The organism is Larkinella bovis (genome assembly GCF_042655385.1).
Taxonomy (GTDB): domain Bacteria; phylum Bacteroidota; class Bacteroidia; order Cytophagales; family Spirosomataceae; genus Larkinella; species Larkinella bovis.
The window spans coordinates 1-2,383 of record NZ_JBHSMA010000028.1; the positions used below are offsets into that span (position 1 = coordinate 1).

Below are 2,383 nucleotides of genomic sequence, written 5' to 3' on the forward strand. Positions count from 1 at the left end.
ATTTTCCTGCTGTTTGAGGATTTTGACAATTTGAGATTCGGTGAATCGCGTCTTTTTCATAGGAATCAGTTTAAAATTAGCATTTTTCTCTAATTCTAAACTGTCCGAATTTTAGGGACACTTACAATTTGGTGGACTATATTGCCTTACCGACATGATGAAAATTATTCAAAATTTCCATTAGGTCAACGGGTGGTTTTACTTATACCGATAAAAATTCAATCAGATTATGACAAAACAACGCACATCAGCACAAAATTTGACTGACGAAGAGGTTCTAAAAGAGTTTGTGAAAAGGTTTCAATGTGATGGAGCCGTCTTGATGTACTTGGACTCAGACATTGAATTAGGCTTTGGGCGATGGTGTAATACCAAAGGCCAGAATTGGGTAGATAACCTTTTTAAACGGGTTAAGCAACAGGTGCAATTACCTAATACGAATGATGAAACAGAGGGCGGCTTAGTCATTTCTCTTTCTGCATAGCATAGCTTTGATAACGAAAATTTATATCAATTTATATTCTAAATATTTACTTATGGGTAGTGGTGGAAGTTCCTACAGAAAGTCTTCTTCGGATTATAGTAATCCTATATCAAATTCAAGCACAGGATCGGGCATAGGTGGGGGCGCAAGCTTTGAAAATGGTTCTGAAGATGACTGCATTAATCTCACTCTTGAAACTAGATTACTAAGTCCACAGCAGGTGGCGTTAAGTAATCTTGAAGTAGGAGATGTATTATCTGTTAAACTGCATGCTTCAGCCGGTCGGATTGAAGTATTTAACTCAGACAACGAGCTATGTGGTCAGGTTATCTCCCCTGATATTGTTAAACTTGCTAATTGTATAAAAAAGGGAATTAAGTTCTTAGCTGTGATTATTAATCTTACAGGAAATGTGTGCGATGTCAGAATTGAGCACAAAAACTAATAGGGCTGCATGCTAACTGTTGTTGGTGGTACCTATTTCGAAGTATGTCATGATCCTAAGTGGCATGAGCTGTACGGCTCTGGGCTTCGAGGAGCGATAGCTCTTTCCGGCCATGTGTCGGATATATCATTTAAAACTTGTGTTGGTAATGATGCTATCAATCTTGCAAATGCTATATGCAATTCATTTAATATAAAGCCAGATTTTGTATTAATTCCAGAAACAATAGTTTTTGAATATTATCATCCACTCACGAAACCTTTATTTTATCCATCCGATTTCCTAAATTTTAAAACAAGGATGCCGGATGTTTCGGCCGAAAGTATCCTCGTATATGGACAAATTGAGGCAGAAGTAAAAGTGAGTGGTTCTTATGTAGTTTATGATCCTCAAAATGGGATTTCTTATAAATTTACAGGCTCTACTGCTACTCACCTGGCCTTGGTACTGAATCATAGAGAGGCATTACTTCTATCAGGTTTGACTGACCAAGATAATTTAGAAGAGGTTGGGAAAGCATTGCTCAAAAATGAAGAAGCAGAAGTGGTAGTTATCAAAAATGGTCCTCATGGAGCATTGGTTGTTGACTGTTCTGGAACACATATAATCCCGGTATTTAAGACATCCTCTGTTTGGCCTATTGGGTCGGGAGATATTTTTTCTGCTGCTTTTGCCTGGAAATGGGCGTTAGAAAAACTACCAGCAGCAGAAGCTGCGCTTTTAGCCTCACGTTTTACGGCTCAATATTGCCAAAGTAGAATTTTGCCATTACCAGTTGCGCCGAATATTTTTCAACAATTAAGACGGAATACGCACGCACAAAAACTTTATTTAGCTGGTCCCTTTTTCACTGTTGCAGAAAGGTGGCTGATAAATGAATTACGCTGTAAATTAATTGAATTTGGTAATGACGTATTTTCCCCCCTTCACGATGTTGGTCGAGGAGGTCCTGATCAAGTTGTCGGTAAAGATTTAGCAGCTATTGAAAATGCTGACGTTGTATTAGCTGTTCTTAATGGAGAAGACCCTGGAACCATCTTCGAAATAGGATATGCTAAAGCATTGAAAAAGAGGGTGGTAGTGCTAGCAGAAAATACTCTAGAGAATGATTTAACTATGCTAATTGGAAGTGGGTGTGAGATTACAAATGATTTTACGACAGCAGTTTATATGGCGTCCTGGTAATTGCTTAGAAAGTAATTGTAGGGCTAAACAAGGTGCAAATCATCTCGACGATGCAACAGAGAAAAGCTATTATAGTTGTTGGATTAGGCTATGGAGATGAAGGAAAAGGTTTGGCAACCGATTACCTATGTCAACAGTTAAGTGAGGTGGTCCGATTTAGCGGCACAGTGAATTTGTCAGATTTTTGTAATACTTCTGTTCAAATTGTTCAGGGCTTTGGTAGCCCAGCGATGAATGCTTTCTCTCCCGATTATAATAGACTTCAATAT

Annotated in this window: 3 protein-coding genes and 1 pseudogene; all 4 read left to right on the plus strand. The window is 38.3% G+C overall.

The window, feature by feature from the left end; translation table 11 throughout:
- Nucleotides 1-229 precede the first annotated feature (229 nt).
- A complete protein-coding gene (locus ACFPMF_RS27955) occupies nucleotides 230-484 on the plus strand; it encodes a hypothetical protein (protein WP_379851464.1) in 255 nt (84 codons plus the stop codon).
- A 7-nt stretch (nucleotides 485-491) separates the two neighbouring features.
- Entirely contained in the window at nucleotides 492-929 is a 438-nt protein-coding gene (locus tag ACFPMF_RS27960) for a hypothetical protein (RefSeq protein ID WP_379851466.1), read from the plus strand.
- Nucleotides 930-938: 9 nt separating this feature from the next.
- Nucleotides 939-2,114, plus strand: coding sequence for a PfkB family carbohydrate kinase (locus ACFPMF_RS27965; RefSeq protein ID WP_379851468.1), 1,176 nt, complete (start codon nucleotides 939-941; stop codon nucleotides 2,112-2,114).
- 50 nt (nucleotides 2,115-2,164) lie between these two features.
- A pseudogene (locus ACFPMF_RS27970) lies at nucleotides 2,165-2,239 on the plus strand (hypothetical protein); the annotation flags it as partial.
- Nucleotides 2,240-2,383 lie beyond the last annotated feature (144 nt).